General features: G+C 61.6%; 19 protein-coding genes and 2 tRNA genes. 7 read left to right on the forward strand and 14 right to left on the reverse strand.

Annotated elements, in window-relative coordinates:
- Positions 1–182: 182 nt before the first annotated feature.
- From D1222_RS12105 to D1222_RS12130, 7 genes are all read right to left on the reverse strand, one after another.
- On the reverse strand, positions 183–518 hold the full coding sequence (locus D1222_RS12105) for a GIY-YIG nuclease family protein (RefSeq protein WP_119454509.1): 336 nt from the start codon (positions 516–518) through the stop codon (positions 183–185).
- 71 nt (positions 519–589) lie between these two features.
- Positions 590–1,672: an isoaspartyl peptidase/L-asparaginase family protein gene (locus D1222_RS12110; protein WP_119454510.1), complete on the reverse strand. Its 1,083-nt coding sequence runs from the start codon at positions 1,670–1,672 to the stop codon at positions 590–592.
- 91 nt (positions 1,673–1,763) lie between these two features.
- Positions 1,764–1,895 carry a hypothetical protein gene (locus D1222_RS15910; protein WP_267896090.1) on the reverse strand — a complete coding sequence of 44 codons (132 nt, stop codon included), beginning with the start codon at positions 1,893–1,895 and terminating at the stop codon, positions 1,764–1,766.
- A gap of 41 nt (positions 1,896–1,936) precedes the next feature.
- Positions 1,937–4,696: a valine--tRNA ligase gene (locus tag D1222_RS12115; RefSeq protein WP_119454511.1), complete on the reverse strand. Its 2,760-nt coding sequence runs from the start codon at positions 4,694–4,696 to the stop codon at positions 1,937–1,939.
- A 93-nt stretch (positions 4,697–4,789) separates the two neighbouring features.
- Positions 4,790–5,881 (reverse strand): DUF2497 domain-containing protein, encoded by a 1,092-nt coding sequence (locus D1222_RS15880; protein ID WP_233348728.1) that lies wholly within the window; start codon positions 5,879–5,881, stop codon positions 4,790–4,792.
- 118 nt (positions 5,882–5,999) lie between these two features.
- Positions 6,000–7,295, reverse strand: coding sequence for a TolC family outer membrane protein (locus tag D1222_RS12125; protein WP_119454512.1), 1,296 nt, complete (start codon positions 7,293–7,295; stop codon positions 6,000–6,002).
- 127 nt (positions 7,296–7,422) lie between these two features.
- Positions 7,423–8,076, reverse strand: coding sequence for a protein-L-isoaspartate O-methyltransferase family protein (locus D1222_RS12130; protein WP_119454513.1), 654 nt, complete (start codon positions 8,074–8,076; stop codon positions 7,423–7,425).
- Positions 8,077–8,226: 150 nt separating this feature from the next.
- On the opposite strand from D1222_RS12130, the gene D1222_RS12135 reads away from it, so the two are divergent.
- Positions 8,227–8,300, forward strand: a tRNA-Cys gene (locus D1222_RS12135).
- 27 nt (positions 8,301–8,327) lie between these two features.
- Here D1222_RS12135 and D1222_RS12140 read toward each other — a convergent pair.
- Genes D1222_RS12140 through D1222_RS12150 form a run of 3 tightly spaced genes read right to left on the reverse strand, consistent with a single transcriptional unit; the run spans position 8,328 to position 11,634 of the window.
- Complete coding sequence (locus D1222_RS12140) at positions 8,328–9,368, reverse strand: alcohol dehydrogenase family protein (protein WP_119454514.1); 1,041 nt, start codon at positions 9,366–9,368, stop codon at positions 8,328–8,330.
- 17 nt (positions 9,369–9,385) lie between these two features.
- Positions 9,386–10,612 (reverse strand): acyl-CoA dehydrogenase family protein, encoded by a 1,227-nt coding sequence (locus tag D1222_RS12145; protein WP_119454515.1) that lies wholly within the window; start codon positions 10,610–10,612, stop codon positions 9,386–9,388.
- A 29-nt stretch (positions 10,613–10,641) separates the two neighbouring features.
- Entirely contained in the window at positions 10,642–11,634 is a 993-nt protein-coding gene (locus tag D1222_RS12150; RefSeq protein ID WP_182481978.1) for a phosphotransferase family protein, read from the reverse strand.
- Positions 11,635–11,802: 168 nt separating this feature from the next.
- Here D1222_RS12150 and D1222_RS12155 point away from each other — a divergent pair, with 168 nt between their 5' ends.
- The 6 genes from D1222_RS12155 (at position 11,803) to D1222_RS12185 (ending at position 16,992) form a co-directional block, all read left to right on the forward strand.
- A complete protein-coding gene (locus tag D1222_RS12155; protein WP_233348730.1) occupies positions 11,803–12,396 on the forward strand; it encodes a TetR/AcrR family transcriptional regulator in 594 nt (197 codons plus the stop codon).
- A 136-nt stretch (positions 12,397–12,532) separates the two neighbouring features.
- Positions 12,533–13,654 (forward strand): acyl-CoA dehydrogenase family protein, encoded by a 1,122-nt coding sequence (locus tag D1222_RS12160; RefSeq protein WP_119454518.1) that lies wholly within the window; start codon positions 12,533–12,535, stop codon positions 13,652–13,654.
- Positions 13,655–13,672: 18 nt separating this feature from the next.
- The gene (locus D1222_RS12165; protein WP_119454519.1) at positions 13,673–14,932 is read left to right on the forward strand and encodes an acyl-CoA dehydrogenase family protein; all 1,260 of its coding nucleotides are present in this window, start codon (positions 13,673–13,675) and stop codon (positions 14,930–14,932) included.
- Positions 14,929–15,702, forward strand: a complete 774-nt coding sequence (locus D1222_RS12170; RefSeq protein ID WP_119454520.1) for an SDR family NAD(P)-dependent oxidoreductase — start codon at positions 14,929–14,931, stop codon at positions 15,700–15,702. The genes D1222_RS12165 and D1222_RS12170 overlap by 4 nt, the downstream gene beginning before the upstream one ends.
- Positions 15,703–15,721: 19 nt before the next feature.
- Positions 15,722–16,516, forward strand: a complete 795-nt coding sequence (locus D1222_RS12175; protein WP_119454521.1) for an enoyl-CoA hydratase/isomerase family protein — start codon at positions 15,722–15,724, stop codon at positions 16,514–16,516.
- A 400-nt stretch (positions 16,517–16,916) separates the two neighbouring features.
- Positions 16,917–16,992, forward strand: a tRNA-Asn gene (locus D1222_RS12185).
- A gap of 41 nt (positions 16,993–17,033) precedes the next feature.
- Here D1222_RS12185 and D1222_RS12190 read toward each other — a convergent pair.
- Genes D1222_RS12190 through gspL form a run of 4 tightly spaced genes read right to left on the reverse strand, consistent with a single transcriptional unit; the run spans position 17,034 to position 19,977 of the window.
- Complete coding sequence (locus D1222_RS12190; protein WP_119454523.1) at positions 17,034–17,570, reverse strand: hypothetical protein; 537 nt, start codon at positions 17,568–17,570, stop codon at positions 17,034–17,036.
- Positions 17,567–18,319 (reverse strand): type II secretion system protein N, encoded by a 753-nt coding sequence (gene gspN / locus D1222_RS12195; protein WP_119454524.1) that lies wholly within the window; start codon positions 18,317–18,319, stop codon positions 17,567–17,569. The genes D1222_RS12190 and gspN overlap by 4 nt, the downstream gene beginning before the upstream one ends.
- Positions 18,320–18,325: 6 nt before the next feature.
- The gene (gspM, locus tag D1222_RS12200) at positions 18,326–18,817 is read right to left on the reverse strand and encodes a type II secretion system protein GspM (protein WP_119454525.1); all 492 of its coding nucleotides are present in this window, start codon (positions 18,815–18,817) and stop codon (positions 18,326–18,328) included.
- On the reverse strand, positions 18,814–19,977 hold the full coding sequence (gene gspL / locus D1222_RS12205) for a type II secretion system protein GspL (protein WP_119454526.1): 1,164 nt from the start codon (positions 19,975–19,977) through the stop codon (positions 18,814–18,816). The genes gspM and gspL overlap by 4 nt, the downstream gene beginning before the upstream one ends.
- Between the last annotated feature and the right edge of the window lies 1 nt (position 19,978).

Here is a 19,978-nt window from a genome sequence, read left to right on the forward strand (position 1 = left end):
TTTTCTTTGGCTAGAGGATAGAGGGCGAGTGCAGCGGGGCAAGATGATAGGTGCCAGAATGGAGAATTGAAACGGCAGCGCGGTCGCCCGTGGTTCGACTTCGCTCACCATGCGGGCTATGAGAGGTCAAGCTTACCATGCGGGCTTTGAGAGGTGAGGTTCGAAAGACGGCGTTTGAGAAGCTATTGCTTGGGGAAGCGTGCCTTGCTCGGGTCTGCTGGGGCCGACTTCGATTTTGACAGCGCTTTCAGGCGTTCAAGGTCGCCGTCGATCAACGCTTCCTTCTTGGCCCGCGACCATTTCTTGATCTGCGCTTCATAGGAAATAGCGTCAGTGATGCGGTCGAAGTGCGTTGACCAGACCAGTTTGACCGGGCGTCGCTTGTAAGTCCAGGCTTCTGGGTGGTGACCTGAATTGTGCTCACCAAGGCGTGTGGCAAGATCAACGCCGCGGTAGGTGCCGACATAGTATTTGTTGTCGGCACACCTCAGAATGTAGACGAAACAACCACCAGTCATGCTCCTCAATAGCCCGCATGGTGAGCGAAGTCGAACCACGCGGGCGGCGACGCGGACGCTATGAACAGGCCCTACTCTTCAGCCTCAAAGATCGCCGTTTCAAGCGTGCCGTTGGCGTCCATCATGCCGCGATACATGCCGGCGGAGTTGAAGACGTAGGCATACTCACCTTCGCCGCCCATGACGATGACGCCGCCATCGCCGCCGAGGTCAGCAACCTGGCCAAGCGCGTTATCGGCGGCGGTTTCGATGTCTTCGCCAGCCAGTTCGACACGCGCGCAGATTGTCTTGGCGACGCCGACGCGGATGAAATATTCGCCGTGGCCGGTTGCCGAGACAGCGCAGACGCCGTTCTGGGCGTAGGTCGCCGCGCCGATGAGCGGCGAGTCGCCGATGCGGCCGTGCATCTTGGCGGTCATGCCGCCTGTTGTCGTGGCCGCGGCGAGGTTGCCATTCTGGTCAATCGCGACGGCGCCAACCGTACCGTGGCGGTCTGCATCGGTGCGTTGCTGCGTGTCCAGCACGCGTTCCAGCGCTTCGCGGCGGCGGTCTGTGGTGAAATAGGAATTCTCGACCATGTCGAGACCGACCGATTCAGCGAAGCTGTCGGCGCCCTCGCCTGCGAACATCACGTGTTCGGACTGGTCCATAACAGCGCGGGCGGCGAGGATCGGGTTCCTGACGCGGGTGACACCTGCGACGGAGCCGGCATCACGTTGGCTGCCCTCCATAATGGAGGCATCAAGCTCATGCATGCGGTCGGCGGTCATCACCGCGCCGAAACCTGCATTGAAGAGCGGATCGTCTTCCATTGTGAGGACGGCGGCCTGGACTGCGTCGAGTGAGCTGCCGCCGTTTGAGAGCACATCCGCGCCAGCCCGAAGCGAGGTTTCGAGCGCGGCGATATAGGCCGCTTCCTGCTCATCGGAGAGGTTCTCACGCAGGATGACCCCTGCCCCGCCATGGATTACGATCCGCCAGTCCGGGCGTTCAGCTGCGGCCATATCGGTCTCCGTGTCTGGCGTTTGCGCGGTTTCCGAAGAGGTGTCGGCATCTGTTTCCGATGCTGTGTTCAGTTCTGACTGCTCGGGCGCTTCGGGCGCACACGCGGCCAGCGTGCCTGCGAGATAGAGGGTGGCGAACACGCGGTACATGGCAAATCCTCGCTGAAAACTGGGGCGTCTTTCGCCTGCCAGTGTGCAAGGGTTGAGCGCCCTATGGCAAGGGCGCCCAAATCATCAATGCCTACTTGTCAGACCCTGGACCCGAACGGCCGGACAGGCCGCCCGGCTGGTTCGCCTTCCGGAACAGGTAGAAGAGGATGCCGATGTCAAAGATGACGAAGGCAGCGATGCCAACGAATATCAGCCAGTTCATCCTCTTATCTCACCTTCTGGCCTCACGCTCAGGCCTCATGCTTAGGAGAGATCAGCGAGCTGATCGCGGGCCGAGCGGAGCTTGGCAAGCGTTGCCGTCCACTCTGTGATCCGTTCGCGGTTCTCTTCGACGATCTCTGGTGGGGCCTTGGAGACGAAGTTCTCATTAGAGAGTTTCTTTTCGGTACCCTCAATGTCCTTGGAGAGTTTCGCCATCTCCTTGTCGAGACGCGCGACCTCATCAGACAGGGTAATGAACTCCTGCACTTCAAGTGCGATGGTCTCTTCGCCGGACGCGATCGTGACCGCACCGGCCGGCTTCTCAGCGGCGATATCGAAGGATGACAGGCGGGCGAGTTGCCGGATCGGCGTCTCGTTGTCCTTGGCCCAGCCCTTCACCTCGTCGGAGGCACCGATGAGCGAGGCAGCGACCTGCGCGCCAGCGGGCACATTGAGGACCGCCCGCGTCGAGCGGATCTCGGACACGGTATCGAGCACCCATTGCAACTCTGCCTCGGCATCGCTGTCGGCCCAGGCGCCCGCGAAGGCCGGCCAGTCCTGCACCATGAGGAAGTCAGCGCGCTTGCGGCCTTCCTGCTCGGTCTGGGTCCAGAGCGCTTCGGTGACGAAAGGCGTGAACGGGTGGAGCAGCTTCAGCGTCTGGTCGATGACCCAGCCGCAGGCCTTGCGAGTTTCGGCCTTCGCGGCCTCATCCTCGCCGTTCATGACCGGCTTGATGAGTTCGATGTACCAGTCGCAGAGCACATTCCAGATGAACTGGTAGAGCGCTTCAGCGGCTTCGTTGAACTTGTAGGCTTCGAGCGCGGTCGTGACGGCCGTCGCCGCCTTGCCGAGCTCTGCCGCGATCCAGCGGTTGAGCGGGAGCTTGAGATCGCCCGGCGCAAGGTCGTGGCCGAACTCGCACTGGTTCATTTCTGCAAAGCGGGCCGCATTCCAGAGCTTGGTCGTGAAGTTGCGATAGCCTTCAACCGCTTGCGGCGAGAGGCGGATATTGCGCCCCTGTGCGGCCTGACGGGCAAAGGTGAAGCGCAGAGCGTCGGCGCCGTACTGGTCGATCAGCTCCAGCGGGTCCATGGCATTGCCCTTGGACTTCGACATCTTCTGGCCCTTCTCGTCAAGGACGAGGGCGTGGATGTAGACATCGTGGAACGGGATTTCGCCGTCCATGAAATGGATGCCCATCATCATCATCCGGGCGACCCAGAAGAAGATGATGTCATGCGCGGTGATCAGCACGCTGGTTGGGTAGTAGGTTTGCAGATCGTCCGTATTCTCCGGCCACCCCTGCGTCGAGAATGGCCAGAGCGCGGAGGAAAACCAGGTGTCGAGGACGTCTTCGTCCTGCTTCAGTTCTGTTGGCTTGCCGTAGTGCGCCTCAGCTTTCGCTTTCGCGTCAGCTTCGTCTTCGGCAACAAAGATTTCACCATCCGGCCCGAACCATGCCGGGATGCGGTGGCCCCACCAGAGCTGGCGCGAGATGCACCATGGCTGGATGTTGTCCATCCAGTTGTAATAGGTCTTGGTCCAGTTTTCGGGCACGAATTTGGTACGGCCTTCGCGGACAGCCGCGATGGCGGGCTTGGCGAGCTCTTCCGCGTTCACATACCACTGGTCCGTGAGCCAGGGCTCAATGACGACGCCGGAGCGGTCGCCGAAGGGCTGTTCGACTTTCTTCTTCTCGATCTCGACCAGCAGGCCGAGCGCGTTGAAGTCTTCCTCGATCTTCTTGCGCGCTTCGTAGCGGTCGAGGCCGCGATAGGCGTTCGGGATACCGGCCGCATCGGCTTCGGCGCCATCAACGATGGAAGCAACGTGCGTGAGGATATTGAGGCGAGGCAGGCCTGCGCGCTCCCCGACCTGGAAGTCATTGAAGTCGTGCGCAGGCGTGATCTTTACGGCGCCGGAGCCCTTTTCAGGGTCGGCATGCTCATCCGCGACGATCGGGATGCGGCGGTTCACGATCGGAAGGTCGACGAACTTGCCGACAAGGCCCTTATAGCGCTCATCATCGGGATGAACGGCAACACCTGTATCACCGAGCATGGTTTCGGGGCGCGTGGTCGCGACGACAATATAGTCGCGCGTTTCCGTGCCGGCCGGATTGCCCTCTTCGTCGAATACAGGGTGCTCATAGGTCACGCCATCGGCGAGCGGATAGCGAAGGTGCCAGAAGGCGCCCTGCACTTCTTTCTGCTCGACTTCGAGGTCTGAAATGGCAGTCTGGAAGTGCGGATCCCAGTTTACGAGGCGCTTGTCGCGGTAGATGAGGCCCTGATTGTAGAGGTCGACGAAGACCTTGCGGACAGCTTCCTGCATCTGGTCGTCGGGATTGTCCCGGTCGCCCATGGTGAAGCGCTCATTCTCCCAGTCGCAGGAGGCGCCGAGGCGCTTCAGCTGCTGGATGATCTGGCCTCCGGACTTTTCTTTCCATTCCCAGACGCGGTCGACAAAAGCTTCGCGGCCAAGGCTGGCGCGGCTTTCATTGCCGGCTTCTGCCAGCTGGCGCTCAACAACCATCTGCGTTGCGATACCGGCATGGTCGGTGCCCGGCTGCCAGCGGACATTCTTGCCCCGCATGCGCTCAAACCGGATCAGGATGTCCTGAAGGGTATTGTTGAGCGCGTGGCCCATATGCAGGACGCCGGTGACGTTTGGCGGCGGGATGACGACCGAATAGGCCTGCGCACTCGTATCGCCGGAGGGGCGGAAGCAGCCCGCCTCTACCCAGCGCTCATAGATGCGCCCCTCGGCGCTCTTGGGATCGAAGCGTTGGTCAAGCATTTTGTCGGTCCATAGTCGTGGTCAGAAAACACAAAAGAAAAGGCGCGCCGGTTAAGGCGCGCCTCGTCTCTATATCAGGGTGTGAACGAGGGTCTAGCGCGCCATGCGGGCGATGCGCTGTACTTCTTCTTCGACCTTGCGCTCAACAATCGTTGGCAGGTTGGCATCGAGCCATTCCTTGATCATCGGACGCAGCAGTTCGCGCATCAGGCCATCGAGCGTGTTCGGGTTGGCTTCTTCCTCGGCCGAGCGCTTGACCATGAGCTTGCCAAGAGCGGTCGCGGCCGCGCCAGCGATACGCTCATCGGTGAGCGCGTCGCCGCCGGTCTGGGCTGACGAAGTCGGTTGTTCGGTCATCTGAGGCTCCGGCTCTGGTTGTGGCGCGCTGAATTCGGCAATCGCTGGCTCTGTTTCCGGCTCAACCTCTACAGGTGGCGCCGGGTCAAAGCTGGCGGTAAAATCGGTGGCCTGAGGCTCTGGCGTGAAGCCTTGCTCGACGGGTTCTGGCTGCGGGGCGACGCCTTCCAGCGGCGCAGCGGCGTCGAAGGAGGTGTCCTCGAAGCTCTCTTCCGTGGACCAGTCGCCATCATCATTGCCAGAAAGCTCATACTCGCCCTCTTCGCTCGCATAGTCTTCGGTGTCGGCTTCGGTTTGCGGAGCAGCGAGCTCCTGCGGCGACCAGGTCGCACCCGGTGATCTGGCGGCTTCTTCGAATGCCGGGGCATCTATCGACGGCTTGTCCTCGAAGGTTTCGAGGCCGAAATCCTCAAGGTCGTCATCTTCTGCTTCGAATGGCTGAGGTGCTTCTGGCGCAAAATCGGCTTCGCCCGATGTGCTGCCTTCGGCGGAGAGGTCTTCGAACATGTCATCGTCGGACAGCAGGCTGCCGGATGCGTCTTCGGTCTCCATGAGGTCGAAGTCTGCCTCGCCGCGGGATTTCTCCTGCTGGGCGAAAAAGTCTTCCTCAGGGTCGTTGACCTCATCCGATTCGGTTTCGGCGACGACGTCATCGAGAGACAGATCATCAAAATCGTCGTCTTCTGAAACGTTTACATCGACAGAGCGGGAGGCCTGCGGCGCATCCTGAGCTGCTGATGAGGGCGCAGGGCCATCATCGGCGATAATCTTGCGAATGGAGGCAAGAATTTCCTCCATCGTTGGCTCGGATTGCGCTTTGTCAGCCATTTTCAGCTCCCGCAGAAAAGAATTTATGCCCTGATCCGGCTATACCGCGCCAGTTAACATGATGTTATGACGGATTCGAACGCGAATACACCGGTCAGGCGAACTTTCGTGTCAGTCCTTAACCACGTTGAAGCCCGAGACGGGTGGGTGTCAAATCCCCCATCGCGGCAAGCAGTGCATGGGCGGCAACATAGCGGTCGCGTTCGGCAGTCACACGTGACAGGCGCGCCTCCAGAAGCTGCTGCTCCTGATCGAGCACATCAAGCGTGGTGCGTACGCCAACGCTGAGCTCTTCCTGTGCGCCTTCATAGGCAAGTTCTGCCGCCTCGACCTGCCTTGCAGACGCATCGACAGCGCGGTCAGCCGCCTGAAAACTGTACCAGGCGCGCGCGACCTGCGTGCGGACGATTCGTTCGCTGAGGGCGATCTGGCTGTTGGCCTGCCGGCGGGCGATCTGGGCTTCGCGGACGAGAGATGTGTTCAGCCCGCCGGTAAAAAGCGGAACGCTGGCCTGCGCGCCCGCAACGATGCTCGAATCAGTGAAGCCGTCTGTGTGATATTCCTGGACGCCGGCCTGCGCGATCACGGACACTTCAGGCTTCAGTGCGCCGCGGGCGACTTCGACGCCCTGACGTGCCGCCTGCTCTCCCAGACGTGCCGCTTCGATATCAGGATTGGCGTCCAGCGCGCGGGCGAGCGCAGCTTCGAATGTCTCCGGCAGTTCTGGCAGCGGCGGCACGGGTGCCAGCATGTCTGACGCCTCAAGCCCGGTGAGGAGCGCATATTGAGCGAGCGCTGCCTCAAGATCCGCCTGCGCAGAGGCGAGTGCGGCGCGGCCACCTTCCAGGCGGGCGCGGGCGAGCGACACATCGGTGCGTGTCGTGTCACCAACCTCGAACCGGTCAGACGCTGCGGTGAACTGGCCCTCCAGAAGGCGGATGCTGTTCTCGCGGATCGCGATGACTTCGCGTGCCCGGATGATGTCGACATAGGCGATAAGCGTATCGAGCAGGATGGACTGACCGGTCGCTTCAAGCTGCGCCAAGGCGGCGAGCGCGCCCGTTTCAGCCTGCGCGATGCCTGCGTTCAGCCGGCCACCCGTATAGACGGGCAAGCGCGCTTCGAGCTGCGCCGAGGCGACGGGACGGTCGCCGAGATTAAAGGCAAAAGGCCGGTTCGAATCGATCGATTCGTAGACATAGCTGCCGAAGAGCGTAACGCGCGGCTTTCTCTGGGCGCGCGCCTGCTCAATCCGTTCGCTGGCGATTTCAGTTGAGTCGCGCTCAGCCTCAAGCACCGGATTGTTCAGCCAGGCCGCCGACAAGGCATCCTGCAGCGTTTCTGCGCTGGCCGGCAATGCTGTGATCGCAAGTCCGGTTACCAGCAATGACGCCGTTTTTCTTATGCGACGCATCGGTCGTGCCCTCCCTCGGCAAGGGTGACCCTATACGTCTTTTCGAAAAAAGTGAACAGCGTTCACTTCCTGAGCGACGTTCGCCCAAGGGAAGCCAGACTGTGATCAGGACAGCGTCGGCGCTGCGCTAGAAAACGAAGCTTTTCGGCTTTTCAAACCCAGCAAGGCCCGGCGGGCAGCAGTCAAAGACTTCGCGGTACGAGACGGTTTCGCCTGCCTTGGTCCAGATGCGTGCCCGGCCTAGATCACGTCCCGCAACGACTGGCGCACCGAGGCGGCCGCCCTCTGCAAGCTGGCTGAACCAGGCTTCGGGTGCCTGCTCAATAAGGCCGCAGACGAGAATGATGTCGAATGGCGCCTGATCGGCGAGACCTTCGCGAAGGTCACCCTGTACGGCGACGGCGCGGTCATAGTCGAGGCTGGCGAGTTTCGCTGTCAGCTCATCGACGAGGTCCTCGTCTTCTTCCAGAGCGATCACGGTTTCGCAGAGATGGGAGAGGATGGCCGTTTCATATCCTGCACCTGCGCCAATCACGAGCGCGATGTCATTTGGTTGAGGGTCGAGAGACTTGATCATCTTGCCGATGTCGCGCGGGGTCCAGAGCGAGCGGCCTTCGCTCGTCTCGATCTCACACTCTGCATAGGCGATGGACTGCGCGCTCTTTGGCACGAACGCTTCGCGCGGGGTGCGCAGGAAGGCCGACACGATCTCGGGATCGGTCACATCATTCGGGCGGATCTGTGAATCCACCATGATCCGGCGCATCTTCGCAAAGTCCATTGGCGCAACCTTTCAGGCAATAAGTGCTGCTTGCAGTCGCCTTATCTTAGCCCGCCTGAAGGTGCAACGGCGGGCCTATGTGCGAAACGCCGCAATCGCACATTGCATGCGACACGGAGCGCTGCTATTCGACGCTCCTTCTCTCGGCACGGCCCTGTGGCGGAGTGGTGACGCAGCGGATTGCAAATCCGTGTACGCCGGTTCGATTCCGGCCGGGGCCTCCAGAGAAATTCCCCAGCCGGAAAAAGACATCACGCGACGTCGAAGACCATTTTCATGGCGCCGTCGACGCGGCGGTCGAAGATATCATAGGCATGCGCACCATCAGACAGTGGCAGCGTGTGGCTGATATAGCGTTCCGGCTTTATCCGGCCCGACTGGATCAGTGGGATCAGCTCCGGCCATTCCTGCGGCACTGAACACGTCCCGATCCGGAAGGTGAGCCCCATGGCGAATGCCTTGGCCATCGGGAAGTCCATGGACCGGTCCTGATTGACGCCGATCACCGAGACAGTTCCCCGCTTGCCTGCAAAGCCAAGCGCAGCGCGAATCGTTGCCGAGTGGCCCACCGCTTCGATCACGCTGTCACACATCCGGCCCTTGGTGGCTTCCTTGATATATTCGCGAGCGGTTTCGGGATCTGGCGTTTCGAGACCAATGCTGCGGCCTATGGCGCGGCGTTCCTCGACGATGTCGATGCCAAAGACGCGCGAGGCACCGACGGCCAATGCGCCTTCAGCCGCCATCAGGCCGATCGGTCCAAGGCCGACCACTGCCACGGTCGCTCCGCGGGCAATGTCCGCATTGCGCACACCGAACCAGGCGGTCGCCATCGCATCGGTCATGAGCAGCGCCTGCTCCATGGTAATGCCTTCAGGAATTTTTGCGGCGTTGAAATCTGCCGCCGGGACGCGGACAAATTCGGCCTGTGAGCCCTGCAAGGCCGCCGACAGGCCATAACAGCTGCCGGAATTGGTCTCACACTTGTTCACGACCCCTGCGAGACAATACCGGCACTGGCCGCAACCGACCGCCGCCGAAATCATCACCTTGTCACCAACCTTCAGCTGATGGACGGAGCGGCCCGTCTCGACCACTTCGCCAACGGCCTCGTGGCCGACACAATAGCCGGTATCTTCAGAGAAGGTTTCGCCGTGATAGATGTGAAGGTCGCTGCCACAGATCGCGCATTTGTCGACCTTGATGATGGCGTCCCGCTCTTCCTGAAGGCCGGGATCGGGCACGGTTTCGAAGGCGATATCCTTTGGCCCGCGATAGACGAGTGCTTTCATGATCTACCTCCCTGCCCTCAGTTCACATTTGGCGCGTTGTATTCGCGGATCTTCAGCTTTCCGAGCTGGGACATGTGCACCTCGTCCGGGCCGTCCGCGATGCGCAGGAACCTGTTCAGCGTGAAGAAACGTGCGATTGGCGTGTCATTGCTGACACCCATGCCGCCATGCACCTGAATAGCACGGTCGCAGACCGTCTGCGCCATTTGCGGCGCGATCACCTTGATGGCGCCAATCAGGTCTTTCGCCTGCTTGTTGCCGAACCGGTCCATCGCATCGGCGGCCTTCAGCGTCAGAAGGCGTGCCATCTCGATCTCACAAAAGCTCTTCGCAATGTCCTGCCGGATCGAGCTCTGGTCCGAGAGCTTCTTGCCGAAGGCGACGCGGTTCTCTGCCCGACGCGCCATGATCTCCAGCGCCCGCTGCGCCTGACCGATGGAGCGCATGCAGTGATGGATGCGGCCCGGCCCGAGACGGCCCTGCGCGATTTCGAAGCCGCGGCCTTCGCCGAGGATCATGTTCTCCTTCGGCACGCGGACATTGTCGAAGCGAAGCTCACATTCGCCGCCCGGTGAGTTCTTGGAGCCGAACACGGTCAGGTGACGCACAATGGTGATGCCGGGCGTGTCCGGCTCAACAAGGATTTGCGAGTGCTGCTGGTGACGCGGATTGTCGAGCAGCGTCTTGCCCATGACGATCCAGATCTTGCATTTCGGGTTCATTGCACCCGAAATCCACCATTTGCGGCCATTGATAACATAGTCGTCGCCGTCCGGGAGGATGGTCATTTCAAGGTTGGTTGCGTCGGACGAGGCAACCTGAGGCTCTGTCATCACGTAAGCAGAGCGGATTTCACCGGCCAGAAGCGGCTCCAGCCACTTCTTCTTCTGCTCGGGCGAGCCATACTTTGCGAGGACTTCCATATTGCCGGTGTCGGGCGCCGAGCAGTTGAAGAATTCGGATGAATGCGGCACGCGGCCCATGATCTCTGCGAGCGGCGCGTATTCCATATTGGTCAGGCCCGGGCTGTAATCGCCATATTCTTCCGGCAGGAACAGGTTCCACAGGCCTTCAGCCTTGGCGTGCTCCTTGATCTTGTCGATGCCCGGCCAGCGGACCCAGAGATTGGCCGGGTCCTCATCCCATTCATGATACTCTTCCTCTGTCGGGTAGACGTATTTGTCGAAGAAGGCTTCGACGCGGGCGATCAGGTCTTTGGTCTTCTGGCTGTATTCAAACTGCATGGCTTGTTTCCTTGTCCCTTGAATGTGGTTCAGCTGATCCAGCGCAGGGCGCGCTCGAGCAGCCAGATTGTTCTGCTGTGAAGATTGTCGCCGATGTCCTTGGGCGCCTTGCCGGCGCAGGCGCGCGCATATGTGCCCTCGAGGATGATGCCGAGCTTGTAGCAGGCGAGAACGCCGTACCAGTCGATCGCGGAGAGGTCGCGCTCGGTCTGCGTCGCGTAGTGGGCGATGAGTTCCCTGGCCGTTGGGAAGCCCTCCCAGGGCTGGACAGCGACCGTGCCTTCGTCCGAGGTATCCACCTCATCAGGCCAGGTGGCCATCAGCCAGCCAAGATCGAGCAACGGGTCGCCAATCGTTGTCAGCTCCCAGTCCACAATGGCGGCGAGTTCAGGCCGGTCGAAGCGGTACATGACATTGCCAAGGTGATAGTCGCCGTGAATGATGCCGGGCTGGAAGCTGTCCGGGCGGTTCGCTTCCAGCCAGTCACCAACGCGGTTGATGCCGGGAATGTCCTTGCGGCCGTCCCATTCGGGAAAGTCGTTGTAGCTTTCCAGCTGCGACTTCCAGCGACTGACCTGGCGCTCCAGATAATTGTCCGGCTTGCCGAACCCGTCGAGACCGACCGCCTTGTAATCTAGCGCGCCCAAAGCCGCGATACCATCGACGAGAGACAGGCCCATCTCGTGGCGAAGTTCTGGCGAGCTGACGAAGGGTTCGGGTAGTCCCTGTGAAGGCGCATACCCGTCTACCGGCTCCATCAGGTAGAACGCGGCCCCGAGCACATCTTCATCGCCGCAGGCCGCGATGAGGCCGGGATGGGGAACGTCTGAGCCAGCAATCGCCGCCAGCACGCGGGCTTCGCGGCGCATTGTTTCGTTCGAATTGGCGCGGAGCGATGGGGGCGGACGGCGCAGGATACAGGTGCGCCCTGCCCTGTCGAACTTCAGCAGGATGTTCTGCGTGCCGCCAGCGAGGCGGACAGCGTTTTCGATGGGGCCGCTGCCAAGCGCCTGCTCATCCATCCATGACGCGAGCCGCGTCAGGTCCACTCCTGTCTCCACGTTTCCTCTCCATTAAATCATTTGGATAATATGCTTGACGAACAAGATGCGAAAAGACAAGCCTTCCCCATGGTACGCCTGCACGACAAAACTGAATCCGACGCGGTTGGCGCCCTGAAGCGGGCCGCCATGAAACTGTTCGCAGAGCGCGGCGTGGACGGGGTAACCGTGCGCGAGATCGCCAGCGCAGCGGGCCAGAAGAATCATGGCGCCGTCGGTTATCACTTCGGATCGAAGGCTGAACTTATCCGCGCGCTGGTGGTGGACGGGGCCAGGCTGATCGATGCCCGCCGTCACGCAGAGCTTGCCCGAATCGAAGCCGATAGCGGTGACCCGGCGCTGGAAGACGTCGTGCGTATCCTCGTCTACCCCTCAATCGGGCTTGCCGAACCCGGAGAGGAAGAATGCTATAATCGCTTCGTCGTCCTGTTCGCGATGACCCATCGCGCCCTGTTCATGGATGCCCTTGCGGGCCAGTGGAACACAGGCTTTCAGCGCTGCATCAAGCTGCTGCGCGCCCGGATGAGCCACCTGCCACCGCGCCTTCAGACCGAACGGATCGTGTTCATCGAATCCTATCTTGGCGCCGTCCTCGCTGCGCGAGAGACGCGCCTTGCCGACGATAGCCGCGCGCATTCGATCTGGTCGACGACCGAAGTGCTGGACCACTTTATCCACACGATCTGCGCCATCGTCACAGCGCCCGCGCCAGACCCGTCATGACCGGCAACCTGCCCCTACGGGCGTAACGTGGCGGCATGATTGACTGACCCGCCGGGATGGCTCTCTTTTCTCGGCATAACCAAAAACGACGGCGCAATTTTCGCGCACAGACTTCTAACCATGAGGGTGGAAACCGATGAATCTCGATTTCTCAGATGAACAGAAACAGTTGCGCGATCAGGTGCGACGCTTCCTGAAGGAAAACTGTCCGCCAGCCGCTGTGCGGGCCATTCTGGAGGGCGGCGACGCCTATGACGCCAAGCTCTATCAGGGTCTGGCTGATCTTGGTGTGCTGGGCGCGGCAATCCCGGAAGAATATGGCGGTGTTGGGCTTGGTCACCTTGAGCTTTGCGTCGTTGCAGAAGAGCTTGGCCGCGTCCTTGCGCCCGTGCCGGTCGCCTCGACCGTATATCTCGGTGCCGAATGCCTTATGCAGGCTGGCAGCGAAGACCAGAAGCAGGCATGGCTGCCGAAGATCTCCGCCGGTGAGGCCATTGGCTGCTGGGCCATCAATGAAGGCAGCGGACGCATGCAGCCTTCGAAAGTCGCCCTGACCTTCGATGGCAAGACGGTGTCCGGCTCGAAGGCGCCAATCACGGATGGCGAGATTGCGGACTTTGCCATCGTACTGGCCAAGGAAGGCGGTGAGCTGTCGCTCTGCCTCGTCGACCTTTCGGGCAGCGGCGTGACCCGCGAAACCCTCGATTCGATCGACCCGACACGCGGCCAGGCGAAGCTGACCTTTGACGCCACGCCGGCCACCCGTATCGGCAGCGCCGGCGATGGCTGGCATATCGCAACGCAGGTGATGGACCGCGCCGCGATCCTGATCGGCTTCGAACAGCTGGGCGGCGCCGACCGCGCGCTGGAAATGGGCCGCGACTATGCTCTGGAGCGTATGGCCTTCGGTCGTCAGATCGGCTCATTCCAGGCCGTGAAACACATCCTTGCGGATATGTATGTCTCTGCCACGCTGGCCCGGTCCAACTGCTACTATGGTGCATGGGCGCTCTCCTCCAGCGCAGCAGAGCTACCGATCGCGGCAGCGACGGCCCGCGTTTCGGCGACCAATGCGTTCCAGCACTGCGCCAAGAACAACATCCAGGTCCATGGCGGCATGGGCTTCACCTGGGCGTTCGACTGCCACCTCTATTACCGCCGCTCCAATGCATTGGCCCTGACCATCGGCTCGCTCTCCACCTGGGAGAGCCTGCTCATCGAACGGATGAGCGCCGGAAATGTCGAAGCGGCCGCCTAGAAGGGAAGGAAAAAGACAATGGATTTCAACGATACACCGCAAGAAGCTGAATTTCGCAAAGAGGTCCGCAGCTGGCTCGATGCGAATGCCCCGAAACACCTTGAGCCAGAGCTGAAGCGCGCAAGCTTCGGCTCCAACGGCCTCGAGAGCGAAGACCCGATCAAGGCGTCCAAGGCGTGGCAGAAGAAGAAAGCCGAAGCCGGATGGGCCTGCCTGCACTGGCCGAAGGAATATGGCGGCGGCGCACGCTCTGCCATGGAACGCGTGATCTGGAGCCAGGAAGAAGGCCCATACGCCGTCCTTTCCGGCCTGTTCACGATTGGCCACGGCATGTGCGGCCCGACCGTGATGGAATGGGCCAATGAAGAGTGGAAGGAAAAGCTCCTGCCCCCGCTCGCAAGCGGCGAGGAAGTCTGGTGCCAGCTCTTCTCCGAGCCGGCCAGCGGCTCTGACCTTGCAGGCCTGCGCACCAAGGCAGTGAAGGCCGATGATGGATCCGGCGACTGGATCATCAATGGCCAGAAGATCTGGACCAGCGGCGCGCAGAACTCTGACTGGGGTCTTCTCATCACGCGTACTGACCCGGACGTGCCAAAGCATAAGGGCCTCACCATGTTCTTCCTGCGCATGGACAGCCCCGGCGTGAAGGTCGTGCCGATCAGGCAGGCGAACGGCGCATCGGGCTTCAACGAGGTTTATTTCGACGATGTCCGCATTCCTGACGATCAGCGCCTTGGCGATGTTGGTCAGGGCTGGAAGGTCTCGCTCACCACGCTGATGAATGAGCGCCTCTCCATCGGCTCTGGCATGTCGACTGGCTTTCCGGAGCTGTTCAAATTCTGCATGGACATGGAGATCGACGGCGAAGCGGCGACCGCCGATTCAGGCGTGCGCTCCAAGCTCGCCCAGTTCGCGGTCAAACAAAGCGGTCTCAAATACACTGGCATGCGCGCGATCTCAGCGCTTTCCAAAGGTGAGACGCCGGGACCAGAGAACTCCATCGGCAAGCTGGTGGCGGGCGCGACGATGCAGGAACTCGCCATGTATGCGCTCGACCTTCAGGGCGAGGCTGGCGTCGTCTGGAACGAAGACAGCCCTCAGAATGGCCGCTTCCAGGCCATGCTGATGCGCTCACCGGCGACGCGGATCGAAGGCGGGTCTGACGAGATCCTGCGCAACATCATTGGCGAACGCGTTCTCGGCCTGCCGGGCGATATCCGCGTCGACAAGGACGTTCCGTTCAAGGAAATCCCGACAAGCGGAAAGGCGAAAGCATGAGCTATCCCCTGCCCAACAATTCGACCGACCTTTCAGGACAGGTCGCGCTGGTCACCGGCGCGTCCTCCGGCCTTGGTCTTCGCTTTGCCAAGGTTCTCGCAAGTCAGGGCGCCAAGGTCGCGATCGCGGCCCGCCGCCTCGACCGGCTGGAAGCGCTGGCAAAGGAGATCGAGGAGGCAGGCGGCACCGCCCTGCCCGTCCAGATGGACGCCACGGATGCCGACCAGATGGTTGCCGCTGTCGCCAAGACTGAAGAGGCCCTCGGCACTGTCACCATCCTCGTCAACAATGCGGGTATCCCGGACGCCCAGCGCGCCCACAAGATGGATATTGAGCTGATCGACCGCGTGCTGGACATCAATGTGCGCGCGCCGTTCGTTCTCAGCTGTGAAGTGGCTCGCCGCCTCATGGCTGCGGACAAGCCGGGGCGGATCGTCAATATCGCGTCAGCCGCAGCCTATCATTATGCTGGCAATGGCGCAGCGCTCTATTCGGTGTCCAAGTCCGCCGTCGTGCGGATTACCGAGACGCTGTCGGTCGAGTGGAGCCGCAATCATATCAACGTCAATGCCATCGCGCCGGGCGCTTTTGAGTCCGAGATGATGGACGGCATGCTGGAACGGATGGGCGACATTGCCCAGCACTTCCCGCGCAAGCGGATCGGCAATCCGGCCCAGCTGGACGCTGCGCTCCTGTTCCTGGTCGGCCCGTCTTCAGATGCCGTCACAGGCACCTGTATCCGCGTCGATGACGGCCAGGGCTCACGCTAGAGCCAAAGGGAGAAACTCCATGTACGATTACAAGACGATAAGCGTCGAGGTGCGCGGCGGCGTGCACTATCTGACGCTCAACCGCCCGGACATGCTGAACGCCATCAACACTGAGATGGTGGGTGAGCTGTCTGACTATTTTGGCGGGCTGTTTCACAACCGCGATTGCCGAATCGTCGTGATGAAAGGGGCCGGGCGCGCATTCTGTGCCGGACTCGACATCAAGGCACGCGGCGAAGGCGAGTCGCCGTTTGGCGGCGGGTTTGGCTTTCAGGGCTATCTCGCGGACGTCTACATCAAGATGCGCCGTTGCCCCCAGCCGATCATCTCACTGATCCAGGGCGCAGCCTGCGGCGGCGGCTTCGCCTTTGCGCTGGCCTCCGACATCCGTATTGGCGGCGAGAGCATGAAAATGAATGCCGCTTTCATCAAGCTTGGCCTCTCGGCCTGCGATATGGGCGTCAGCTATTTCCTGCCGCGCCTTGTCGGGGTGACGATTGCCTCAGAGCTGATGATGACCGGCCGCTTCATCCATGCGGACCGCGCGCTCGCTGTCGGCCTCGTCAACCAGATCGTGCCGGACGCCGAGCTTGATTCGGCAGGCGAGGTTTTCGTCGAAGAGATGCTGGCGACCTCCCCCATGGGCCTCCGCCTCACCAAGGAAGGTCTCAACATGGCGGTTGATGCGGCCAGCCTTGAGGCGGCAATGGCGATCGAGAACCGGAATCAGGTACTCTGCGCAGGCACGGAAGACGTTAAGGAAGGCATGCAGGCCTTCATCGAGAAGCGGAAGCCTGTCTACAAGGACGCCTAGACCAATTCCGCTTTCAGCGGGATCGGTCGTCGGTTTGTTTGCGCTCACGCCAGCCCGCTGATGCGGGCGGCTCCGCGGGGGCGGCGCATTCGCGCCGGGCTCGCCTTGCTCGCCTCCGCGTTCCCGTCGAAGTCGGAAAACGCTCTAGTGAAAACCCACTGCAGACAGGGTTTTTCGATGGTGACTGGACTATTGTGAATCCCAGCGGGATTTTCGTTAATCCTTTTACGACGCATTAACCATTCCGACTCATACCTACACTCGTCTTCTTTGGAGACACCCACCATCACCCAACGCCTCGGCGGGAGATTTTCAGTCTCCCGCCCTTTTTTTGTCAGGCGCTGCAGCGGGGAGTTTGACACGCGCGTTTGCTCTGGTATTGGAGCCGTCTCGCAAGTGATCCGCGATAGCTCAGTTGGTAGAGCAGGCGACTGTTAATCGCCCGGTCGTAGGTTCGAGTCCTACTCGCGGAGCCACTTCCCCTTTACAATTTTAGTTTGTTGCTGGTGCGGGCCTGTCAGGGCTTGCAGGCGCTTACGCCGAGCACCGGTATGACCGTGCGCCAACCTTCTTCGGCGGTGATGGTCAGTCGGCCATCTTCGATGCGCTGGCCGCCCTGCAGCTCTTCACCGGGCTGGAAAGTGACAAGCACCTGCTGGCCCGATGGGGTCAGGAAAGCCTGCTCCGTCATGAACTGGCCGAAGATGGTGCCGCGATTTGCCGTCTGGGCCGCATCCACTGTTTCATTGGCGATAATTATACGGGCCTGGCCGCTTGCTGCACGCTGGAAGAAGATCAGCCGGTCAGGCTGGGTCTTGCTCCACAGGAATAGGCCGCACTCATTGCTGGCGAGGGTCTGGGCCTTAAGCCCGGACTGGGGAATGACACTGACAGCTGGCGCGAGCCCCTGCGCGGCCAGTGCTTGGTCAGCGGCTGAGCGTTCCACAGGTGCTGCCTGAGGCGCAGACGCGGTATCTGCCGCCCCCACAGTTTCGCAAGCAGCAAGCGTGCTAAGGCCCGCCAGAGCGGCAAGCGAAGTTGCGATTCGGTTCATTGTGCCCCCTGCCCTGAGCCGCCCGTCTCGCGAATGAAGGTCCAGACGCCGTCACGGCGATTGAACCCTGCGCTTGCGAGAAGCGATTCGATCTCATCATCATTCGTGTTGGCGACGACCTTGATTTCCGATCGTCCGTAAAGGGTTGCCTCTGCGGCGACGGCCACCGTGTCACCAGTCGGGCCGGAGCCGTTCATGTCGATATTGAAGGCCCCGTCGACGCAGTCCAGCGTGCCGGAAAGCTCGGAGAATTCGCGGCCGAATTGCTGCGCAGCGATAGACAGCGTGTCGGAGCTTAGCCGCCCGGTGGCAGACGTGCACCGATTGCCCTCGATGCGGAGCGCGCCCTGCGAGAGGCGGAACACGCCGCCAACAGCGCGCACTTCCGGCGAAAGGCTCTCCATGGCGGAGATCCGCTGCTCAATCCGCAGATTCGACGCGCTGACCGTATCGCCGCTGATGCCGACGCTCCCGGCGCCGCGTCCGCCTGCACCGCCCCACTGGAAATCGACTTTCGGCTGCATTGTGATGAGCGAGGCTGGCTGCAGCGCGACATCAATGTCGCCGACCGGCTGGCCATTCAGGTAGACGCCCATGATACGGCCATTCCAGATGGTGCCCTCAGACTGGGTCCAGTTCACGCCCATGGCATTTAGCGGAAGCTGGCGAAGCGCAAAGCCAAGCGGTATCTGCGATGCCCCTGCCCAGATGAGGGCTAAAAGGGCGGCGATGATCAGGAAAACGCGCATCTCCGCTCAGCCCCCCGCCACGACATCGATGGTCGCGCGCACCCGCTCGCCGGAAGACTGGTCAATGCTCATACGCTCAATCCGTCCACCGAGGCGGTTCTCCACCTCGTTCATCCAGTAATATAGTTGGCGCGCATCAGCTTGCTCGAAAACAAGCGAGAAACGACCCGCCTTCCCGCCCTGAAGGCGCGATATGGCAAGGCCTGCGCCCTGCGCGGCGCGCGTGACTTCGGTCTTGAACGCGTCACCCGTGTAAGGCGCGCGACCCGCTGAGGTTACGCCCGCCGAGAGCGGCATCTGTGCGCGCTGAACCGCGAGAAGGCGCTCCACCTGTGCCAGATCGAATGCGGCGCGCTCACGGTCGAGGCGTGCATCTGCCCGCGCCGTCAGAAGCGGCGAGACAATGCCATACCAGACGATCAGGATTGCCAGCAGCGCACCTGCTGCGCCGATCAGCAGCTGTTCGCGAAGGGTGAGACCCGTCCACCAGTTCTTCATGATGCGGCCCCCTCAATCGTGAGCTCGGCGAGGACCTGATCGCCCGTCTGGCGCGCCTGTCCGAGTGTGACGCCAAGTCCTGCCGTTTCAAGCTGCGCGGCAATGGCGTCCGCCTCGGCATAGTTGGAAATGAGCACAAGCGCTGTGAGCTGGCCGGTGGCAGCGTCATAGCGAAGCGTGCGGATCTCGGCCCCCTCCGCCACCGCCAGTGCCTGATAGAGCGCCGCAGAGGCGATGGTCGGGCGCACGGACGCGGTGCCGATGCGCTGCGACTGGCGAAGCTGGGTCAGCGCGGCATCGACATTGCCATTCGACGACGGCACGGCGGTTGAGATCAGGTCCACCGTCTGCGTCCGCAAGGCGTCTGCCTGACTGTGATAGGCGGCGGTTTCAAGGCCAATGCTGGCGAGCCAAAGGATTGCGGCAGCAGCCGCGAGCAGCCCAGCAAAGCGCCAGCGACTGGCGCTCTCCAGACCCATGCGGCGGCGACGGGCATAGACGCCCTGACGAAGCGAGATGATCGAGCCGGGCTCAGCTGTTTCGTAAACTTGCGCGAGCGTTTTGAGGTAGCCCTCTCCGGTGACAGCACCTTCGCCCGCAGGCGTCGTCCCGAGCCGCCGCGCCAGCGCCGCGCCATGCACCCTGCCATGCGTGGGTGCCAGCAAGCGAAGGACATCGTCAGGGAGCGACGTATCGACCGCAAAGGCGCGCCCATCCCGGCGCAACAGGATCTCGTCCGGGGCTTCGAAAGCGTCGGCATCCTCCGGCATGAGGCTGTGGGCAGAGACGACATCGCAGCTGCCAAGCTGGTTGGCTGAAAGCCACGCCATCCAGCCAGCCATATCGCTCGCAGAGGTCACCAGAACGTCACGGGTGCCATCTTCAGCGGGACGGCCGACTGCAATGTGGAGCCGGTCGACAGGCTCTGCCACATCATCCTCAACGGCATAGAGCGCGGCCTGACGCACTTCGGCGGGACGCGTAGCAGCAATCTGGACGGAGTGGCGGGTGACGGCCGTGCCCGGCACAATAGCGACCGGGAAGACGTCATCAGCGTCTTCCGGCACCGTCTCGGCAAAGCGCCAGATGCCGTTCGTATGCCACCCGAAAAGCGGGGCATCGGCCTCAGAGGCTGGCATGAGGATGTAGAGATTGGCCACG

Origin of the sequence: Henriciella algicola (genome assembly GCF_003576245.1) — a bacterium.
Classification (GTDB): domain Bacteria; phylum Pseudomonadota; class Alphaproteobacteria; order Caulobacterales; family Hyphomonadaceae; genus Henriciella; species Henriciella algicola.